The sequence below is a fragment of the Streptomyces sp. ISL-12 genome, assembly GCF_018614415.1.
Lineage (GTDB): Bacteria > Actinomycetota > Actinomycetes > Streptomycetales > Streptomycetaceae > Streptomyces.
Genome location: NZ_JAGGOO010000108.1, coordinates 52,178 through 70,735 on the forward strand (window position 1 = coordinate 52,178; position 18,558 = coordinate 70,735).

18 protein-coding genes and 1 pseudogene are annotated in these 18,558 nt (G+C 72.9%); 4 read left to right on the plus strand and 15 right to left on the minus strand.

What is annotated here, in order from left to right; all coding sequences use genetic code 11:
- Nucleotides 1–24: 24 nt before the first annotated feature.
- The 4 genes from J7I94_RS27075 to uppS all read right to left on the minus strand — a co-directional run bounded on the left by J7I94_RS27075 (nucleotide 25) and on the right by uppS (nucleotide 5,124).
- Nucleotides 25–1,614, minus strand: a complete 1,590-nt coding sequence (locus J7I94_RS27075; RefSeq protein WP_374198422.1) for a PfaD family polyunsaturated fatty acid/polyketide biosynthesis protein — start codon at nucleotides 1,612–1,614, stop codon at nucleotides 25–27.
- A 47-nt stretch (nucleotides 1,615–1,661) separates the two neighbouring features.
- Nucleotides 1,662–2,789 carry an SDR family oxidoreductase gene (locus J7I94_RS27080; protein WP_308114712.1) on the minus strand — a complete coding sequence of 376 codons (1,128 nt, stop codon included), beginning with the start codon at nucleotides 2,787–2,789 and terminating at the stop codon, nucleotides 1,662–1,664.
- 170 nt (nucleotides 2,790–2,959) lie between these two features.
- Nucleotides 2,960–4,408, minus strand: a complete 1,449-nt coding sequence (locus J7I94_RS27085; protein WP_215171001.1) for an oxygenase MpaB family protein — start codon at nucleotides 4,406–4,408, stop codon at nucleotides 2,960–2,962.
- On the minus strand, nucleotides 4,405–5,124 hold the full coding sequence (uppS, locus tag J7I94_RS27090; RefSeq protein WP_215171003.1) for a polyprenyl diphosphate synthase: 720 nt from the start codon (nucleotides 5,122–5,124) through the stop codon (nucleotides 4,405–4,407). The genes J7I94_RS27085 and uppS overlap by 4 nt, the downstream gene beginning before the upstream one ends.
- A gap of 280 nt (nucleotides 5,125–5,404) precedes the next feature.
- On the opposite strand from uppS, the gene J7I94_RS27095 reads away from it, so the two are divergent.
- Nucleotides 5,405–6,118: a S1 family peptidase gene (locus tag J7I94_RS27095; protein ID WP_215171005.1), complete on the plus strand. Its 714-nt coding sequence runs from the start codon at nucleotides 5,405–5,407 to the stop codon at nucleotides 6,116–6,118.
- A gap of 46 nt (nucleotides 6,119–6,164) precedes the next feature.
- Here J7I94_RS27095 and J7I94_RS27100 read toward each other — a convergent pair whose 3' ends face one another.
- The 8 genes and pseudogenes from J7I94_RS27100 to J7I94_RS27135 all read right to left on the minus strand — a co-directional run bounded on the left by J7I94_RS27100 (nucleotide 6,165) and on the right by J7I94_RS27135 (nucleotide 12,954).
- On the minus strand, nucleotides 6,165–7,292 hold the full coding sequence (locus tag J7I94_RS27100) for an aminotransferase class V-fold PLP-dependent enzyme (protein WP_215171007.1): 1,128 nt from the start codon (nucleotides 7,290–7,292) through the stop codon (nucleotides 6,165–6,167).
- Between the two features lie 233 nt (nucleotides 7,293–7,525).
- Entirely contained in the window at nucleotides 7,526–8,134 is a 609-nt protein-coding gene (locus J7I94_RS27105) for a flavin reductase family protein (protein ID WP_215171009.1), read from the minus strand.
- A gap of 116 nt (nucleotides 8,135–8,250) precedes the next feature.
- Nucleotides 8,251–8,622 (minus strand): annotated as a pseudogene (locus J7I94_RS27110) (esterase/lipase family protein); the annotation flags it as partial.
- 188 nt (nucleotides 8,623–8,810) lie between these two features.
- The gene (locus tag J7I94_RS27115; RefSeq protein WP_215171055.1) at nucleotides 8,811–9,644 is read right to left on the minus strand and encodes an NAD(P)-dependent oxidoreductase; all 834 of its coding nucleotides are present in this window, start codon (nucleotides 9,642–9,644) and stop codon (nucleotides 8,811–8,813) included.
- 46 nt (nucleotides 9,645–9,690) lie between these two features.
- Nucleotides 9,691–10,338 (minus strand): HAD family hydrolase, encoded by a 648-nt coding sequence (locus tag J7I94_RS27120; RefSeq protein ID WP_215171013.1) that lies wholly within the window; start codon nucleotides 10,336–10,338, stop codon nucleotides 9,691–9,693.
- A gap of 135 nt (nucleotides 10,339–10,473) precedes the next feature.
- Nucleotides 10,474–11,400 (minus strand): UbiA prenyltransferase family protein, encoded by a 927-nt coding sequence (locus tag J7I94_RS27125; protein ID WP_215171015.1) that lies wholly within the window; start codon nucleotides 11,398–11,400, stop codon nucleotides 10,474–10,476.
- Nucleotides 11,397–12,179, minus strand: coding sequence for a class I SAM-dependent methyltransferase (locus tag J7I94_RS27130; protein ID WP_215171017.1), 783 nt, complete (start codon nucleotides 12,177–12,179; stop codon nucleotides 11,397–11,399). The genes J7I94_RS27125 and J7I94_RS27130 overlap by 4 nt, the downstream gene beginning before the upstream one ends.
- Before the next feature lie 169 nt (nucleotides 12,180–12,348).
- Nucleotides 12,349–12,954 carry a TetR/AcrR family transcriptional regulator gene (locus J7I94_RS27135; protein ID WP_215171019.1) on the minus strand — a complete coding sequence of 202 codons (606 nt, stop codon included), beginning with the start codon at nucleotides 12,952–12,954 and terminating at the stop codon, nucleotides 12,349–12,351.
- 119 nt (nucleotides 12,955–13,073) lie between these two features.
- Here J7I94_RS27135 and J7I94_RS27140 point away from each other — a divergent pair, with 119 nt between their 5' ends.
- Complete coding sequence (locus J7I94_RS27140) at nucleotides 13,074–13,985, plus strand: alpha/beta fold hydrolase (RefSeq protein ID WP_374198421.1); 912 nt, start codon at nucleotides 13,074–13,076, stop codon at nucleotides 13,983–13,985.
- A 58-nt stretch (nucleotides 13,986–14,043) separates the two neighbouring features.
- On the opposite strand, the gene argG is transcribed toward J7I94_RS27140, so the two are convergent.
- The gene (gene argG / locus J7I94_RS27145) at nucleotides 14,044–15,489 is read right to left on the minus strand and encodes an argininosuccinate synthase (protein ID WP_215171023.1); all 1,446 of its coding nucleotides are present in this window, start codon (nucleotides 15,487–15,489) and stop codon (nucleotides 14,044–14,046) included.
- 68 nt (nucleotides 15,490–15,557) lie between these two features.
- Between argG and J7I94_RS27150 the strand changes: the two genes are divergently transcribed.
- On the plus strand, nucleotides 15,558–16,001 hold the full coding sequence (locus tag J7I94_RS27150) for a glutaredoxin domain-containing protein (RefSeq protein ID WP_215171025.1): 444 nt from the start codon (nucleotides 15,558–15,560) through the stop codon (nucleotides 15,999–16,001).
- Nucleotides 16,002–16,012: 11 nt separating this feature from the next.
- Here J7I94_RS27150 and J7I94_RS27155 read toward each other — a convergent pair whose 3' ends face one another.
- Entirely contained in the window at nucleotides 16,013–16,645 is a 633-nt protein-coding gene (locus J7I94_RS27155; RefSeq protein ID WP_215171027.1) for a glyoxalase, read from the minus strand.
- A gap of 197 nt (nucleotides 16,646–16,842) precedes the next feature.
- Between J7I94_RS27155 and J7I94_RS27160 the strand changes: the two genes are divergently transcribed.
- Nucleotides 16,843–17,175: a putative quinol monooxygenase gene (locus J7I94_RS27160; RefSeq protein WP_215171028.1), complete on the plus strand. Its 333-nt coding sequence runs from the start codon at nucleotides 16,843–16,845 to the stop codon at nucleotides 17,173–17,175.
- A 106-nt stretch (nucleotides 17,176–17,281) separates the two neighbouring features.
- Here the strand turns inward: J7I94_RS27160 and J7I94_RS27165 are convergent, their stop codons facing one another.
- A complete protein-coding gene (locus J7I94_RS27165; protein ID WP_215171030.1) occupies nucleotides 17,282–18,538 on the minus strand; it encodes a family 1 glycosylhydrolase in 1,257 nt (418 codons plus the stop codon).
- Nucleotides 18,539–18,558: the final 20 nt, after the last annotated feature.

Here is an 18,558-nt window from a genome sequence, read left to right on the forward strand (position 1 = left end):
CTTCGCGGCACTCTCCACAGGCGGTCAGGCCAGTTCGCGGGGACGGAAGGACAGGGCGGCGCCGGGTACGGGGACGCCGAAGGTGCGCAACTGGTGCGCGCGGGTCACCACGGCCGCGCCCTCCAGCAGGTTCAGCGCGATCTGGGTGACGGTGCACCGGGCCGGGTCGGCCAGCAGACTGCCCCGGGCCCAGTCGTTGAACGCGCCGAGCGAGGGGCCCGCCCACAGCTGGTAGTCGGTGCGCCGCTCCGGGCGGCCCTCGATCGCCCACCGGCTGGAGTTGCCCACGTACCACCGGAACACCAGGGCCATCCGGTGCCTGGGGTCGCGTGCGGCCCGGTCCAGCTGTCCGGGGTCGCGCAGCCGCCAGAACCGTTCGGTGTCCGCCCACACCTCGTCCAGTCCGGCGCCGAACACCTCGCGTTCCAGCCGCCGGCGGGTATCGGCGGGGACCTCGTCCAGGGAGCGGTAGCGCCGGTAGGTGTCGTACAGCCGCCCGGCGCGCGCCGCGAACAGGGTGTTCCTGGTCAGCACCTGTACGCGTACGCCCTGTTCGAACATGTCGGCGGCCGGGGCCATCGCCACGTCGGTGACACCGGCGGCGGCCAGCAGTTGTCGCGCGTCCGCGGACACGCCGGACTCCACGGCCAGTTGGTTGACCGAGCCGGTCACCACGTAGGCCGCGCCGAGGGCGAACGCGCCGGCCACCGCGCCGGGGGTGCCGAGCCCGCCGGCGGCACCGACCCGGACCGGCCGGGTGTACCCGTACCTGGCCGCCAGCGTGTCGCGCAGCGCGAGCAGTTCGGGCAGGACCACCGACAGGGGCCGGTTGTCGGTGTGGCCGCCGCTGTCCGCCTCGACGGTCACGTCCTCGGCGACCGGGACCCGGCGGGCCAGCCGGCCCTGCTCGGCGGTGAGCCCGCCGTCCCGCACCAGGGCGTCCACCAGCGCCTCCGGAGCCGGCGACATGAACCGCTCCGCGACCTCGCGCCGGGACACCTTGGCGAACACGTGGATGTCGCGGACCACCCGTCCGGCGCCGTCCAGCCGCAGTCCGGCGGCCGCGCAGCGGACCACGGCGGGCGTCAGCTCCATGAACGCGGAGGCGGAGATCCGGCGCACCCGGTGGCGCAGCAGCAGGTCGGCGACCTGCCACTCCAGCCTGGGCTCACCGGGGGAGTGGATCAGGTTGACGCCCCAGTTGGGCGCGGTGCCCAGGGCCGAGGTCAGCTCCACCACCGCCCGCTCCACCCGGTCGGCGCCCAGTCCGGCCGCGCCGAAGAACCCCAGCAGCCGGGCCCTGGCCAGCGCCACCACCATCCGGGTGGTCGCGATCCCGTTCGCCATCTCCCCGGCCACGTACGGGAACCGGGTGCCGTGTGCCTCGGCGAAGCCGCGGTCACCGAGCCACTCCGGGTAGAGCGGCGGGACCAGTCCGACCAGCGGATGACCCGGGCCGGGGCCGAGGGACCCGCCGACGGCCAGTCCGTAACCTGCTGCCCGGTCGCCGGGCCCGCCGCGTACGACGTGCACCGGCTCCCGGACCCGGGCCGTCAGCGCGGCGAGGCCGGGCGGGTCGAACACGGCCGTTTCCGCACCGGGCCGCCAGCACACCAGGGGCGCGTCCGCGGCGGTGCCGGGCGCCCCGGACTCAACCGTGGTCACCGGTCGGTTCCTTCCGGTCGGGGGTCGGGGAGGTCGGGGGCCCGTGGCAGGAGCCCCGCCATCAGGTAGTCGACGCCGATGTCCTGGGGTATGCCCGGTGGTCCGAGCGCGGCCCGTACCCGGGAGTCGTCATAGCGGCGGCGCTGGCGCAGGTAGCGGAACACGCCGCCGACGCAGCCGGTGAGCGACTCGTACGGTGTGGGGTCGGTCAGCTCCGGCACGATCGCCACCGGCACCCCCGTGAGCCGCTCAGCCAGGCCCCGCAGTACGTCGACGGGGGTGTCCCGCCCGTGCATGACGTGATACGTCTGCACTCCCTCGCCCTGCGGCAGTTCGGCGAGCCGGGCCATCACGGCGGCGGCCCGCTCCACCGGCAGCAGGTTGAGCTGCCCGTCCGGCCGGCCGACGAGCCGGAACCGGCGCTGGCCGGGCAGCAGCAGTTCCGGCCTTCGGCCCGCCCCGAAGTGCTCCCGCCCGATCTCGGTCAGCGCCCGCTCGATGTTCAGCAGCGGGTGTTCCGGAAGGTCCGGGTGGGGCGGCAGGCCGGTGGTCAGGACGCTGGGCCGGAAGACCACCGCCGGCCGGCCGGTCTCGCGGGCCCAGGCGTGCACCAGCCGCTCCGCCTCGTACTTGGACCGCTCGTAGCTGCCCTCGAACCCGTAGGCGTCGGTCAGTTCGTCCTCGAACACCGTCCCGGTGCGGCGCGCCCCGGCCACGAACGCGGTGGAGATGTGGAACACGGCGGGCAGCCGGCGTCCCGCCGCGGCCAGGCCGAGCACCTGCCGGGTGCCCTCGACGTTCACCCGGCGCAGTACGGCCGGGTCGCCGTCGAGCGTGGTGTCGCCGGCGCAGTGCCAGACGACGTCCAGCGAGTCCGCCAGTTCCCGGTGGGCGCCGCCGGGCAGCCCCAGGTCGTCCTCGGTGAGCCGGACGGGCACCACGCGTATCCGGGCGGCGAGGCCGGCGGCGGTGTGGCCGGCGGCGAACCGGCCGAGGCCCCTGGTGAGCCGGTCCAGCACGTGGTCCGGCTCACCGCGCGCGAGCACCGTGACCGACCGGTGGCGGCGCAGCAGTTCGTCCAGGAGCCGGAGCCCGAGGAAACCCGTGGCCCCGGTCAACGCCACCCGCACCGTGCCTCCTTGTTGCCGTACCCGGCCGATTCCGACAAGTTGGTCACTTTCTCTGCGCTGTCCGGAACGGGAAGCCGGACGGGGGAGATGTCACTGGAACTGCTGACAGCAGCCGATCGAGCCGACGAAGCCGCGTGCGATGCCCGGCGGAGGGCCGCTCGGCGTCAGGCGTCGGCGAGGAGGGGGTCGTACGGCGTGCCCGAACGGCGTCCTGCCATGAAGGAGAGGAAGCCGCCCACGAAGGCGCCCCGGCCGCAGGTGCCGTCGGCAGTGGTGAGGTCGCGGTGGAAGGCGGTGCGGAACAGCGTCCGGTACTCGTCCGCGTCGATGGTTCCGTTGCCGTCCTTGTCGGTGGCGTCGAAGAGGACCTCGGCGACGCGGATCAGCGCGGGGCCGGCGAGCGAGGGGACGGCGGCGGCGTACTCGTCGGCGCTGACCCGGCCGTCACCGTCCGTGTCCAGTGCGGCCTGGAGTTCGCGCCACCAGGCGGCGAAGGCGTCGTAGAGCCGGGTCTCCTCGGGTTCGTCCAGGTCGAGGCGGGTGGCCAGCTCGCGTGCCATGGCGGCCAGGTCGGGCCAGTCGAGGTGGCCGTCACCGGTCTGGTCCAGCACCTCCCGGAAGAACTCCGCAGCCGAACGCCGGCCGTCTCCCCGGTCCGATGCGGATGCCGCGGCCGGCAGCGGTGTGAGGAGGCGCAGCAGGGCCGACGCACGCTTCATCCGCGAACGCACGGCGGTCGCGGCCGGGGAGCGGGGGTCGTCGCTGTCGGGTGAGAGGGAGAGGGTTTCGATGATGGTCTCGGCGTTGATCCAGCCCTGCGGCAGGAAGCGGGCCAGTCCGGCGGCGAAGTAGGCGCCCTGCATGAGGGTCGGGGCGCCGGGCATCTCCGGCAGACCGGCCCGGCGCCGGTACGCCTCCGGGAGCGAGGCGACGGTGATCGCGCCGAGGACCGGGCCGGCCACTGCCCGGCCGGCCGCCCACAGGGTCGGCACACCCGTGAGCAGCGCCGGGGCGGGCAACTGGTCGAAGAGCCGGTAGAGGATGACGCGGGCCGCCTCGGTGTTCTCCAGTTCGTTCTCGACGACGCCGTCGAAGTACCGCCAGAAGTCCTTCAGTTCCGTCGGCAGCTCGGCCGCGTCACCGTCGAGCGCGGCGAGGTACGCGCGGTACTCGGCGTACATCTGTTCCATCGTGTCCTGGCCGAGCGGCTGGCCGCTCAGCCGGCACATGGTGACGGTGCTCTCGAAGAGCGTGGCGACCACCCAGGCCCGGGTCGCGCGGTCCCTCGCGTCGTAGCCGCGGCCACGGGCATCGGAACCGCTGATCCGGGCGTGCAGCCGGTTGAGCCGCGCCGCTTCCCGTTCCCGTACCGAAGGGTCGGCGCCGAACATGCGCCGCAGGCTGAAGAACGTGTTGCGCAGCCGGCGCCAGGGGTGGGCGACGAAGGTGGAGTTGTCGAGGAGGGCGGCGCCGACCTGCGGGTGAGCGGCTTCCAGTACCGTGGCGCGGATCAGGGCCAGCGCCCAGCGCGGGTCGTCGAAGAAGGCACTGAACTGCGAGGCCGGCCCGAACAGGGGCGCCTCGTCGGCCGTCTCAGTGGTGGCGGACGTCATGATGGGTCTCCGTCGGTCGTGGGTGGCACCCCGCCGAAGCGGCGGTCGCGGCGCCGGTAGGTGTGCAGGCAGGCGAGGAAGTCGGGGCCGCGGAAGTCCGGCCAGAGCACCTCGGGGAAGATCCACTCGGCGTAGGCGACGTGCCAGAGCATGAAGTTGGAGATGCGCTGCTCGCCGGAAGTGCGGATGACCAGATCCACATCGGGGGTGTCGGGGAACGGCAGGTGCTGCGCGAAGAGCTGTTCGGTGACCTCGTCGACGGTGATCCGGCTGCGGATGAGCGACCTCGCGGCCTCGACGATGTCCCGGCGCCCTCCGTGGTCGAAGGCGACGGTCAGCGTCATCCCCCGGTTGCCGGCGGTCAGCGTCGTCAGGTCCTCGAAGTCCTGGGCCAGTTCGCGGGGAATACGCGGATCGGCGGCGCCGAGGAAGCGGCAGCGGATGCCACGGGCCAGCAGCGACGGCGCGTGCTTGCGCACGACCCGGCGCACCAGACGCATCAGGAACTCGACCTCGGGCTCGGGACGGTTCCAGTTCTCGGTGCTGAAGGCATACAGGCTGAGCCACTTCACTCCCGAGGCGCGGGCTGCCTCGATGACATCGATGACGGTGGTCTCGGCGGCGCGGTGCCCGGCCGTGCGGGGAAGGGAACGCCGCTGGGCCCAACGGCCGTTGCCGTCCATCACACAGGCCACATGCCGCGGCACCGCACGCACCGGCCCGCCGTCCTGCCACCGCCTGCCGGACCTGTCCGAAGCGGCATGGTCGGCCGCCCACTGCTCAGTCACACCCACCCCGCCTCACCGCCCCACCGGAGCGTTCTCCGGCAGGAGTCTGACAGCGCGGAAGCGGACCGGACCGACGAAATGACCATCTGTCACCCTTGGCTCGTATGTGCGAAGCCGGCCGGCGCCACCCTGTGACTGGCGGGATCCGGACTCACCGTCCGTGGGCCCCGAGCCGCACAATGGCGGGCCCAGCCCGTAGGAGGTCGCCGTGAACCCCGCATGTTCCGCCAGTCCGCTCAAGGGTGTCCTGCGGGCCGTACTCGTCCTCGCGCTGCTGCTGGGCTGGTCCGCCGCACTCGCACCGGACGCCCGAGCGGGGCAGCGGGGGGAGGCACAGGCAGGTGCCGTGGTGCGCGGCGGTGACTTGCTCCACAGCACGACCGCCCGCTGCACCGTAGGCTTCAACGCCCGTTCCGGCGCCACGCTGTACGCCCTGGTGTCCGGGCGGTGCGCTCAGGACGGCGACGGCACCTGGTACGCCGACGCCGCCCTGACCGTGCCCGTCGGTGTCACCGCGGGGGTGAGCTATCCCGGCAACGACTACGCGACCATCCGGTACACCGACACGAGTGGTTCCTACCCGGGCGAGGTCTCGCTGGGCGGGGCCGGCACCCGTGACATCACCAACGCGGCCGGTCCTGCCGTCGGGCAGTCGGTCTGCCACGTCGGACGGACCACGGGATACCGCTGCGGGACCGTCCAGGCGGTGAATGTGACCGTCGACCACGGCGGTGGTGCCGTGTCCGGTCTGTTCCGGTCGAACGTATGCTCGGAGGCCGGGGACGCCGGCGGTCCGGCGTTCTCCGGTGGCACGGCCCTCGGCATCGTCGTCGGCAGCAGCGGCGACTGCGCCGTGGGGGGCTTCACTTACTACCAGCCGGTGGTCGAGTGGCTCTCCGCGTACGGCCTGAGCATCTACTGAGCGCCCCGCACCCGGTGACCGACCTCCTCGCCGGCTGCTTTCCGCGTCAGCCCGCTCGGCGGGCGCCCTGAACCGATGCCAGTGCCGCCGCCACCCGCTCCACCGCCTCCGCCGGCGTCGAGGCGTGCGGTGACAGGCGCAACGAATCCGCCCGCACGGTCGGTGTCACACCTTCTCCGCGCAGCGCCCGCGCCACCGCCGCCGGGTCGTGCCCCGGCACAGTGAACGAAAGGATGCCCGCACGCCGCGCGGGATCGGCCGGAGACAGCACTCTGCCGCCCAACTTCGCCACGGTGTCGGCGAGTTCGGCGACCCGCACGCCGATCGCGCCCTCGATCGCCTCGACTCCGTACCGCTCCACCAGTTCCAGCGCGGCGGCGAAGGAGGCGGCCGTGACCGGACTGAGGTTGGTGATGGACCAGCGGCGCGCGTCCGGAGCGGGCGGGTGCTCGACGCCGTCGAAGACACCGGCGTCCGCCACCCCCGTCCACCCGGTGAGCACCGGCTGCAGCGACTCCAGCGCCCGGTCGGACAGGGTCGCGAACCCGGTCGACCAGCCGGCCCGCAGCCACTTCTGCCCGCCCGCGATCACCACATCGGCCGCCTGCCAGGGCAGCTCGGCCGCCCCGAAAGCCTGGATGGCGTCCACCACCAGGAGCCGGTCCGGGCCGATGACCTCCCGCAGCGCGGCCAGATCGGCCTTGAACCCGGTGCGGAAGTCCACCGCGCTCACCGACAGCGCGACGACGTCGTCCGTCAGCGCCGCCCGCACCAGGTCGGGCGTGACACCGCCGCCGGGGGCCGGCTCCAGCCAGCGCGGCACCGCCCGCCCCAGTTCCGCCGCCCGCCGCCACGGGTACTGGTTCGACGGGAAGTCGCCGCGTGGTGCCAGCACGGTCCCGTGCCGCAGCCCGAGCGCCGCGTGGAACAGACCGGTCGAGGCGTTCGGCAGCAGGACGGTGTGCGCCGCGTCCGCGCCCGCCAGCCGCGCTGCCGCGTCCCGAGCCGTTTCCTCCGCCCGCATGAGTTCGTCCACAGTCGTATGGGTCGCCCGCGCGGAGGCTTCCACGGCCCGCGCGGTGGCGGCCACGGCGTCGCGCGACGGCGGTCCGAAACGGGCGAAGTCCAGGTATCCAGCTGGGGCGTCGAAATGCGCGGCGTACGGCGTGAGCACAAGGTGTCCTTCGGGCTGTGCGATGCGGGTGCGAGCCTATCGCCAGGTCCGCCGCGCGCTCCGGGTGGGCCACCGGTCGCTCGGACGGTCCGTCACTCGAACATCGGTGAGCGCGGGACCCAGCGGCTCTGGCGGAACCAGGCCGACAACTCGACCCCGTAGCACGAGCCGTCCAGGATCTGTCATCAACCCTGGTCAGGCCCGGAACCAGGCCACCATCCAGCTCGAAGCGCTCAGCTCGATGCGGACCAGTCGGCGTACCGAATGCGACGCAGTTCGCGGACGTCCCCGAGGGTGCCCCACTCGTCCTTGCCCAGACGCGTCAGCGGACGCAGCCGGGTCACTTCGGGGTGGTCCCGGTCCAGGACGGTGTCATCGATGGCGAAACGCACCACCCGTCCGAAGACGACGGTGCAGTCGCCGAGCGGAAGGGTGCTGTGCAGCTCACATTCCAGGGCCACCGGGGAGTTGGCCACGCGGGGAGCTGTCACCCGGGCACTCGCCTCACGCCTGACTCCTACGGCGTCGAACTCGCTCACCTGCTGCGGGATGTCCGTAGCCGTCTTGTTGATCTCTTCGAACAGCGGCTCCGGGGCGAAATTGATCACGAACTGCCCGGTTGTCTCAACGTTGCGCAGCGAGTCCTTCCGCCCGACCGAGGTGAACTGCACGATGGGCGGCGTGACCGACGAGATGGTGAAAAACGAGTGTGGAGCGAGGTTGTCGACGCCGTCGGCGGACACGGTCGACACCCAGGCGATCGGCCGCGGCACGACAGTGGAGGTGAGCAGACGGTAGACCGCGGTCCGGTCGAGCTGGTCCGGGTCGAGTTCGGTGCGCATCCCGCCAGTATGGTGCAGGCACCAGGTGAAGGGCGTATTGCTGCCAACGATCAAAACTATCCATACGTCAGAGAATGTAAGCGCCTGACTTCCATCCGTTCGGTCTCCGTGACCGTTGAGGCCGACGACCTCGACACCTTCAAGCAGTACTGGCTGACCAGGCCGCCCATCGACGCGAGGCATTGGGCGTCGGTGACGTTGTTGCCGTAGGAGTCGTACTCGTAGGCGAACAGGTCGGAGCTGGACCAGCCGTTGAGCCGGAAGACGCTCATGGCGGTGACCCAGTTGGAGGCGCTGCCGGTGTAGCCGTGCACGAAGACGACCGGTGTGCTGGTCGGCAGCGGCTGGGCGGCGGTCCCGGCGGACGGCGCGGTGGCGGCGGTCGCGGTGTCGGCCGCGCCGGCCGTCGAGGCCGAGGAGGACAGGGTGAGCGCGGCGGTGGCGGCCACGAGCACGCCGAGGAGCCGACGTGGGGGACGACGACGCATGGACCCTCTGCGAGGACGCGAGGATGCGGGGAAGCGAGGATGCGGGGAAGCGAGGATGCGGGGAAGCGGGTGCCTGACCCGCCCAGCGCCGTGGCGTGAGGTGCCGGCGCCGTCGGTGAAATCACCTGTGGCCGCGACGGCGCCGCGCGGCCACCGGCTCCGGAGGTTCACCGCCCGGAGGACAGCCGCTACGCCCGTCCGGGCGGGGCGTCGAGCGGCCGGTCGGGCGAGGCGAGCCGGCCGAGCGCCTCCGCCAGGGTGAGGTCGGCGTCGTCCTTGCTGTCGTGCCACCGCTCCAGCGTGGTCGCCGCCGCCCGCAGCAACTCGGGCGGGAGCCCCGCCGTTTCGAGCGTGTCGGCGATCTCGTCCATCTCCGGCCCCCACCGCCAGGCCCGCGCCGCGGCCGAGGCCACGTACTCCGGCTCGGCCAGGTACGTGTCCGAGCGGCGCCGGGCGACCTCGCGCAGTTCCCCCTCGACGCCGTGCTCATGGGCCAGCGCGTAGGACAGGCCGACCAGGACCCGGCTGACCTTCTGGAAACCGGCGTAGGCGAGCTTCAGCGCCGACGCCTGTCCGATACGGGGGCCCAGGACCTCGGCGCGTACGGCGGTGCCGTCGAACAGCCGGGCCACGGCCGTGGTCTGCGCTTCCGGTCCCGACAAGTACAGAGCCGGGCTGCTGCCGTTGACGGGCGGAGCGCCGATGACACCACCGTCCACGACGGTGGCCGGCGGCGCGAACAGCGCGGCGATCCGTGCCGTGCGCTCGGGGTTGACGGCGTTCGCCTCCACGTACACGCCGGTGAAGCCGTGCCCGGCGACCTCGCGGGCCAGTTCCTCGGCCGCGGCCGGCGGGCACAGGCTGATCACGATGTCGGCCCGGCCGGTCAGCTCCCGCAGGGAGGGCACGGGTTCGAGGCCGAACCGTTCGGCGCGGCGCGCACTGGCCGGGCTCCGTCCGTCCGCGCACCACAGGACGGCGGCCGCGTTGGCCGCCGCGCAGGCGGCGACGGCGGCGCCCATGCTGCCGGGGTGAAGGATGCCTACGACGGGCTGCTGGGACACGGTGCTACTCCAGAGAGTGGGCGAGCAGGTGGTCGACGGCCTCGGTGACGTCGTCGACGGCGTGGTGGCGCGCGGTCAGGCCCTCGGGCCAGGGCCGGCCGCGTACCCAGATGGCGCGCAGACCGGCCGCCGTGCCGCCGGCGATGTCGGTCTCCGGGTTGTCCCCGGTCATCCAGTCACCGGCGGTCAGCTGGGTACCGCAGCGGGCCGCGGCCAGTTCGAACAGCCGCGGGTCGGGCTTGCGGACGTCTATGTCGCCGGAGGCGGCGATGCCGTCGATCAGTCCGGCCAGTCCGGTGGCCCGGACCTTGGCGCGCTGGAGGTCACTGGCTCCGTTGGTGGCGACGCCGATGCTCCAGCCCGCCTCCTTGAGCCTGGCCAGGCTGTCCAGGACGGCGGGGCGGCAGGTGACGGCGGACGCCATCCGGTCGACGTAGACGCGCCACAGATGGCCGGGGTCCTCGTCGAGCCGGAAGACGTCGCGGAGGCGGACGAAGTCCTCGCGGCCGGCCGTGTCGGCGAGTTCGGTCCGCAGCCACCGCTCGATCTCCGGACCGTAGGCGTGATCGTGGACGAGGTCGGTGACGGCGTCCGCGAAGGCGGCACCGCGGTCGACCAGGGTGCCGTCCAGGTCGAAGAGGGCGAGGCGCATGGGGACGACCTTAACGCCGGTGCCCCGCCGCCCTCACCGGGTGCTCATCGCGCCCGGCTCGGGAGCGGCCCCAGGACGCCGGCCAGGTGCTCCGTTTCCCGGGAGCGCGGGCGGTGGACGGACAGCGGCGGGCTGTCAGTGCCACAGTCCCGCGGTGGCGAGGCCGATGGCGAACACGGCCAGGACGCCCACGGGCTGGAAAGACGCCTGGTTGAACACCGCGAGGGCGACCGGCGGCTCCGCGCGGCGCAGCAGGACGAGGCCAGGACGGACCACGGTGACGGCCGTGACCAGCACCGTGCCGACCAGACCCGGCGGGCCGAAGGAACGCAGCGTCACACAGGCCAGGAGACAGCTCGCCGCGCCGGCCACGAGGAGGAAGCCGAAGGCGACCGCCGCACCGGTGCGCGGACCGAAGGCCACGGGCAGGGTGCGGACGCCGAGGTGGCGGTCCTCGTCGATGTCGGCGAGATCGTTGGGGATGTTGCGGCCACCGATCTCCCACGCCGCCATCCACACCAGGAACAGGCCCAGCCGCAGCGGGTCGACGGAGGCGGACACCGCGAACCAGCCGGCCGCGGCCCCGACCGCGACCATCACCCCGCTGACCAGGAACTTGAGCGGCGTCACGGTGGCCAGTCGGCAGTAGAGCACCTGAAGGAGGGCGGCCACGGCGAACAACGCCAGGCACACCCAGCTGAGCAGCGCGGCGACGACGACGGCGATCAGGCCCAGCCCGCCGATCCAGGCGAACGCCGCCCGGCGGGACAGCCGGCCCCGGGCCAGCGGATGCCGTCCGCCGACACCGTCCAGGTCGGCTCCCTCGTAGGGCCGCACATGGGCGAAGCGCCGCCGGTCCACGTCGATGTCGAGTACGTCATTGGCGGCGAAGACGGCGAAGAAGGCGGCGAACGCGGCGAGGGTGGCCGCCGCGAGACGCGGCGGTGAGGGGCGGTCGTCGGCGAGGAGAGCCGCGATCAGAGGCTGGGCGACACTCAGAGAGGCCTGGGTGCCGCGCGAGAGCGCGAAGAGCGCCTTGGCCGGGGCGGCCACGAAGGTCATGGGAGAAGTCCCCCTTCCCGTGTGCCGGTCCGCCCCGCGGGCACTCCCCGTGCCGCCCACCGGTCCCGGCGGTCCCGGGTGGCCACGGCCACCAGATACCCCGGCGGGACGAAACGCGTGCGCACCGCGACGGTCGGCGTACACGCGCCGGCCAGGGCGTGCAGCGCCTTCGCGCCGTAGAGCCTGCGCAGGCTGATCAGGCCGTCGTGGAGATGCGGCAGGCCACCGGTCAGCCAGAGCAGCGGCGCGACGGCGAGATAGGCGGGGTGGCGCCAGCCGTCGATGATCAGCAGCCGCCGCGCCACGCGGGTGCCCTCCTCCAGCAGGGCCACGACGCCCGGTGCCGGCAGATGGTGCAGCGCCATGGTCAGCACCGCCACGTCGAAGGTGCCGTCGGGGGCGTCGATCGACGTGGCGTCCAGCACCGCGGGCGTCACCCGGGGGTGCGAGCCCACCGGGCCGCGCCGGATCCGCTCGACCACGTCGGGGTCGACGTCGCTCACGGTCACTCGGGCCGTGGGGTGCCGGTCCGTGAGGTACCGGGTGAGCCGGCCCAGTCCCGCTCCGAGTTCGAGCAGGCGCGGGTCGGGGACGTCGCGGGCCTCCGCGAGGGTCAGGCGGCAGAAGGTCCGGTAGCCGCCCGTCAGCCGCTGGAAGCGGTCCAGCGCGCGCAGCACCTGCCGCCCCTTCTCCGGGGTGTCGGGCCGGTCGATGTACTCCGCACGGCTCGTTTCGAACCTGCGGTCCCAGCGTGCCGCGTCAGGGCCACCACGGGGCATGTCGGCGATCATCGGACTCCGAGTCGGTCGCGGGCCGGGCCGGGGCCGTCGGGCACGGCACACGGCGTTCGCCGACAACAACGAGCAGCCGCCGCATCCGGCACCGGGCAGCGCCGCCCGCCGCATCTCCGAGGCCCCTCAGGCCCCGGCGACCGCACCGCCCAGAGGGTCAGGGCGCCAGGAACACCCGGTCCAGGTGGTGGCGCAGGACGGCGGCGGCCGACTCCGGGCCGCGCTGGCCGACCAGGACACCGGTGCCGAGCCCCGCGGACAGGGCGAGCAGGCCGGCCGCCTCCATCCCCGGATCCACGTCCGGCCGGAGCAGGCCGTCCTCCCGCGCCCGCCGGAGCAGCCCGGCGAGCGCCTCCTCCGCCGCGTCGGGGTCCTTGATGAAGGGCTGGGCGGCGAGGGCCCGGTCCTTCACGGCCAGCACGGCGTACGAGGTGTAGACGAAGTGGAACGTACGGCTCTCCTCGTCCGTGGGCAGGGCAGCCATCAGCAGCGCCTCGACGGCGGCGCGCGGCCCGGGGCTCTCCCCGGCGTCCCTGAACCGGGCGGCGACCCGCTCCCGGAACCGCTCCGTCAGCTGCTCCAGGCCGAACAGCAGCAGCTTCTCCTTGGTCTCGAAGTAGTACTGCACCAGCCGCAGCGACACCCCCGCCTCCGCCGCCACGTCGCGCATCCCCACCGCGTGCAGCCCCTGCCGCCCGGCGACCCGGACGAGGGCCCGGGCGATCTGGGCACGCCGCTCCGCGTGATCCACCTGCTTGGGCATCGGCCGTCTCTCCCGCTCGTCGTCCGCGCCGCCATGTCGGTGCCGGTCCCGGTGATGATACAGCCGTACCACGATGATGGTACGGTCGTATCACAACGCACACGAACCTGGAGGTGCCCGTGTCACAGACCGCTTCCCGTCCGCAGGCGACCGTCGGCCGCTATACGGACGATGCCTGGCGTGAGCGCTACTTCGCGGCCTGCGACGCGGTCTACGCCCTCGGCGCGCCCGCGCGGGGCGAGCAGACGGTGGAGACCTTCGCCGGTACCACGCACGTCTACCGGTACGGCCCCGACGACCCCGCGGCCCGGTCCCGCACCCCCGTCGTCCTGGTGCACGGGGCCGGCTCCTGCTCCGCCATGTGGTACCCCAACACCCCCGCGCTCAGCGCCGAACGCCCCGTCTACGCCATAGACACCCCGGGCGATCCCGGACGCAGCGTGCAGCGCGAACCCATCCACCGGCCCGAGGACGCCGCGCGGTGGCTGGAGGAGACCCTCGCGGGGCTGGGGCTCGACCGGGTCCACCTCGTCGGCAGTTCGTACGGCGGCTGGCTCGTCCTCAACCAGGCGCACCGCGCCCCCGGCCGCCTCGCGTCGGTCACGCTCCTCGACCCCGGCGGCCTGGAGAAGGTGGGACTGCGTTTCTTCTTCTGGATCTTCGTGAGTCTCTTCGCGACCTTCGCGCCCCGGGCGCTGCGGCCACGGCTCGCGGCCTGGCTCGACCAGCCGGTCCTCGCCGTGCCGGAACTGCGCACGATGATCAGAACGGCCACCCGTGCCTACCGCATCCGCCGTCCGTCCCCCGCGCCTCTGGCCGAGGACGAGCTGGCCACCATCCGCGTCCCGCTCTACCTGGTGCTCGGCGAGCGCAGCCTGCTCGTGCATCCGCGGCGGCAGGCGGAGCGGGTGCCCAGGCTGGTGCCGGGCGCCCGTGCCGAGATCGTCGCCGGCACGGGCCACGGCCCGCAGATCGACCACGCGGACGCGGTCAACCGCCGGATGCTGGACTTCATGGACTCCGTCGACTGACGAAAACGACGCAGGGGGCCTGCCCGACACCGTCGGGCAGGCCCCCTGCGGCAACCGGTCAGTCGGTGCCGGACTCCATCGCCGCGCGGTCCAGCAGCTCGTCCTCCCCGGAGACCTGGCCGCGGGAGGCGATCGCCTCGGCGCCGCCCTCCGGCATGGTGCCGATCAGACCGGTCGCGGCCGCCTGCGCCGCTCCGATGGCGGGACCGCCGGTGCCGATCAGGCCGATGCCCGCGTACTGCTCCAGCTTGGACCGGGAGTCGGCGATGTCGAGGTTGCGCATGGTGAGCTGGCCGATCCGGTCCACCGGCCCGAACGCCGAGTCCTCGGTGCGCTCCATGGACAGCTTGTCGGGGTGGTAGCTGAACGCCGGGCCCGTGGTGTCGAGGATCGAGTAGTCCTCACCGCGCCGCAGCCGCAGGGTGACCTCGCCGGTGACGGCCGCGCCGACCCAGCGCTGCAGCGACTCGCGCACCATCAGGGCCTGCGGGTCCAGCCAGCGGCCCTCGTACATCAGTCGGCCCAGCCGCCGGCCCTCGTTGTGGTAATGGGCGAGGGTGTCCTCGTTGTGGATCGCGTTGACCAGCCGCTCGTACGCCGCGTGCAGCAGCGCCATGCCGGGGGCCTCGTAGATGCCGCGGCTCTTGGCCTCGATGATCCGGTTCTCGATCTGGTCCGACATGCCCAGGCCGTGCCGGCCGCCAATGGCGTTGGCCTCCATCACCAGGTCGACGGCGGAGGCGAACTCCTTGCCGTTGATCGTCACGGGGCGGCCCTGCTCGAAGCCGATCGTCACGTCCTCGGCGGCGATCTCGACCGACGGGTCCCAGAACCGCACACCCATGATCGGCTCGACGGTCTCCACGCCGGTGTCCAGGTGCTCCAGCGTCTTGGCCTCGTGGGTGGCGCCCCAGATGTTGGCGTCGGTGGAGTACGCCTTCTCCGTGCTGTCGCGGTAGGGCAGGTCGTGGGCGACCAGCCACTCCGACATCTCCTTGCGGCCGCCGAGCTCGGTCACGAAGTCGGCGTCCAGCCACGGCTTGTAGATCCGCAGGTTCGGGTTGGCCAGCAGGCCGTACCGGTAGAACCGCTCGATGTCGTTGCCCTTGAACGTCGAGCCGTCGCCCCAGATCTGGACGTCGTCCTCGAGCATCGCCCGGACCAGCAGGGTGCCCGTGACGGCACGGCCGAGGGGTGTGGTGTTGAAGTAGGCCCGCCCGCCCGAGCGGATGTGGAACGCCCCGCACGCGAGCGCGGCCAGGCCCTCCTCGACGAGCGCGGCGCGGCAGTCGACCAGACGCGCGACCTCGGCGCCGTAGGTCTTGGCGCGGCCCGGCACCGAGGCGATGTCGGGCTCGTCGTACTGGCCGATGTCGGCGGTGTAGGTGCAGGGGACGGCACCCTTGTCGCGCATCCACGCGACCGCGACCGAGGTGTCGAGACCGCCGGAGAAGGCGATGCCGACGCGCTCGCCGGCCGGGAGGGAAGTGAGGACCTTGGACATGTATTGATTATGCAGGGCAACGTATGAACATGCAAAGTCGCCCGGTCGGCACGCTAACCTGCGTTCTCATGATGCGCGCCTGGATCCTGCCGTCCCTGCTGGTGCTGTGCGGCTCGGTGGTCGCGACGGGGCTGGTCCTGAACGGGGACGCCGGTGAGGCCGCCGTACTCCTCCTGTTCTTCCTCCTGCTCGCGGGCGTCCACTCGCCGCTGGTCTTCCCCAGGCCGGTCGGTGCGCTGGAGGCGCGGCGCCGCAGCGAGGCCGACGGCCGGCCGGTCGTCTACTGGCGGTCGGGCTGCCGGTACTGTCTGCGGCTGCGCCTCCGGCTGGGCCGTGACGCCCGCCGGCTGCACTGGGTCGACATCTGGCGCGACCCAGAAGCGGCGGCAGCGGTCCGGGCGGCCAACGGCGGCAACGAGACCGTGCCGACGGTCGTCGTCGCGGGCCGGCCCCACACCAACCCCGACCCCGCATGGGTGCGCGCCCAGCTCTCCCCTTCCTCACCCGGCTGACCCGACCGCGGTCAGGCCGCCGCGGACGTCACCGGCGCCGCCTCCCAGACGAACCCGTCCGGGTCGGTGAAGGGCTCGCCGGTGCCGCCGAGCACGATCCGGTGCGACCCGGTGCCGTCCTCCGGCACGCCGAGGATCTTGGCGAGGCCCCGGCGCTTGTAGAGCGCCAGCTGGACGGGGCCCGACTCGCCGGCGGCGAACTCGACGTACTTCCCGCCGAGACTCTTCGCCACGGTCAGGCCCTGCTCGACGTAGAACCGCTTGCTCGCCTTGACGTCCTCGACTCCCAGCAGGAGGACGAGTGCGCCGATCTCCCGGGAGGCGGGCCCGGTGTTCTTCTTCGACGAGGTCGCGATCTTCCAGATCGTCCCGTCCGGGGCCTGTACGACGGCGCCGTAGCCCCACAGGGACTTCTCGGCGGGCTGGAGCGGCGTGGCACCGGCGTCGAGGGCGGAGCGCACGAAGCCGTCGACGTCGGCGGGCTGGGCCACGGTGATCGACAGCGAGAACCCGCGGAAGCCGGTCGTCGGCGCCTGGGAGAGCCGGAAGAGAACCCGCGGTCCCACCCCGAAGGCGGCGGTGCGGAAGCGCTCGGCGGCCATGGGGTCGGCCACCTCGAGGGTGACGGATGCGAGAGAAGTCATGCGTTCACGCCAGGCGCGGCGGCAGCACGGCTGCTTCTCGAAAACTGACCGATGGTGAGCCCTCCGGGAATCGTCCCCCTCGTCCCCCTCGTCCCCCTCGTCCCCCTCGGCTCCTGCGGCGACGCGGGCGACCTGGACGCCGGGCGCGTCCGCTGACGTGCGATCCTCGTTCCCTGAACGACAGAAAGGACCCATTCATGATCTTCATCACCGCCAAGTTCCGCGTCCGGCCCGAGTACGCCGACGCCTGGCCCGAGATCACGCGTGAGTTCACCGAGGCGACCCGTGGCGAGCCGGGCTGCCTGTGGTTCGACTGGTCCCGCAGTGTCGACGACCCCACCGAGTACGTCCTGGTCGAGGCCTTCCGCGACGACGAGGCCGGCGCGGCGCACGTCGGCTCCGACCACTTCGCCCAGGCCCGCCAGACCCTGCCGCCGCACCTGGTGGAGACCCCGCGGATCGTCAACACGACCCTCCCGCAGGACGACTGGTCCGAGCTCGGGGAGATGGCGGTCCCGAGCGGGAACTGAACCCGCGCCGACACAGTGCCGACACGACCGCCGTGTGCGCCGTCCCGCCCGGGAGGCGCACACGGCGGTTTGTGTCGGTACCCCTCCCGGGCAGGCGAGGAGACGCTCAGTCGCGGCCGGCGGCGAGCACGCCCCGGTAGCCGCGCACCACCTCGGCGTAGGCGGTGGCGCTGGGCTTCGGCCGGCGCTGGAAGGTGACGCGGTCGACCTCGTGCAGCCCGAGCTGAGCGCCGTACCCGAAGATCCACTCGAAGTTGTCCATGAGCGTCCAGTGGCAGTAGCCCAGCACGGGGGTGCCCGCGGCGGCCTCGGCGGCGAGCCCGTGGACCGCGGCCGGGACGAACGCGGCGCGCTGCCTGTCGTCCGGGGTCTGGATGCCGTGCTCGGTGACGAGGACCGGCACCCCCGACACCTCGTGGGCGTACCGGACCGCACCGGCGAGGGACTCGGGCGCGATGACCGTGCCCATGCCGTTGCGTTCCCCCTCGGGGGTCACCTCGCCGTCGGGGCCGTGCACGATGCGCTCGTAGTTCTGTACGCCGATGAAGTCGTCGTCGCGCGCCTCGCGCAGCCAGTGGTCGTACACGGCGGCCCGCTTGGCGTCCCGGCGTTCCTCGCCGCCGGGCAGGGCCACCTCGTCGGCGACGGCGATGGAGACACCGACCGGAAGGTCGCCGCGGCGTGCCTTGATCGCCTCCCGGGCGGCGCGGTGCGCGCGGGTGAAGGCCTCCTGGAACTCCTCCTGCCGGTCGGCGGGGATGACGTTCGCGCTGGCGTAGGAGTCGCTCCCGGCGGCCCGCGCCGCGGCGGCGAGCATCCGCGTCTTGAGCGCCTCCGCCTCGGCCGGCAGTTTCGCGCCCGCCTGCAGCAGCTGTTCCAGGTTGGGCTCGTTGAGAGTGACGCCGTACGCGATCCGGTCGCCGAAACGCGCCATGACGCGGTCGCACTGCTCGGCGAACCGGTCCGGGGCGTCCACGGCGGTCCAGGAACCGGCCGCCGCGAACCAGTGCGGCGAGGTGAAGTGGCAGAACGTCACGAGGGGCGCCAGGCCCCGGGCGAGGCAGCCGTCGACCATCCGCTCGTAGTGGTCGAGGGCCTCGGCCCGCACGACACCGCGCTCGGGCTCGATCCGGGCCCATTCGACGGAGAAGCGGAAGGCGTTGAGTCCCAGTCCCGCGACCAGGTCGAGGTCCGTCTCCCACTGCTCGTAGCCCCGGCACGCCGGTCCGCTGGGTTCGCGGAACAGCGAGGGAGCCGTGTGCTCCAGGAACCAGGTGTCGGCGGCGAGGTTGTCGCCCTCGTTCTGGTGCCCCGCGGTGGCGACGCCCCACAGGAAGCCGTCGGGCAGGCTGATGTGTTCCATAGGTGTTCCTCGTACTGGTG